The sequence below is a fragment of the Streptomyces sp. NRRL WC-3549 genome, from assembly GCF_000721935.1.
Taxonomy (GTDB): Bacteria; Actinomycetota; Actinomycetes; order Streptomycetales; family Streptomycetaceae; genus Streptomyces.
Window position 1 is genome coordinate 31,789 of sequence record NZ_KL585405.1, and the last position, 652, is coordinate 32,440.

1 protein-coding gene is annotated in these 652 nt (G+C 77.0%); it reads right to left on the reverse strand.

The annotated features are described in order from the left end of the window. Positions 1-652, reverse strand: a 652-nt coding sequence (locus IH13_RS0118150) for a CDP-glycerol glycerophosphotransferase family protein (protein ID WP_199814734.1), incomplete at both ends; no start/stop codon positions are given.

Here is a 652-nt window from a genome sequence, read left to right on the forward strand (position 1 = left end):
AGCACGACCCGGTGCCCGTCCGGGACGCCGAGCCGCCGCCGTACCCGCTCGGCGGTCTTCTCCCGGCCGGGTGCGGACAGCAGGTCGGCGGCGGGGGAGCCGGCCTCCAGCACCTCACCGCCGTACGCCAGGGCGCGGCGCAGCACCGGGGTCGCGAAGGTGCTGGGGGAGACCAGGAACGACCACTGGGCGGAGCGGTGCGGGAGGGACGCCAGCTGCTGGTGGTCGGCGTACAGCGTGCCGGCGAGGTCCAGGCCGAACCGGCCGAGCGGGGTGCCGTGCCACGTCTGCGCCACCGTCTGGCCCGGGCGGCGTACGAACCAGGCGGGAAGCTGGTCCGCCGTGACGACCCGGCGGGCCCGGGCCAGCGCCTCGTACCAGGCGGTGCTGTACGCCACCACGGGGACGGCGGTGGACGGGACCCGGTCCGCGTCGGCCGCGGAGCCGTCGGTGACCCAGAGGTGTTCGACGTCCGTGCTCCGGCGTACGAGCTCGGCGTGCACGGCGCGCGGCGAGTCGCCTCCGGTGTACAGGACGGCGTCCCGGAGCGGGAGCCCGCGCTGCCCCGGGTAGTGCACCGTGCGCAGCCGGCCCTGGCGGTACGTGCCCCGTTCGGCGTCGGTGAGCGGGGACGGGGCGTGCACCGTCAGCC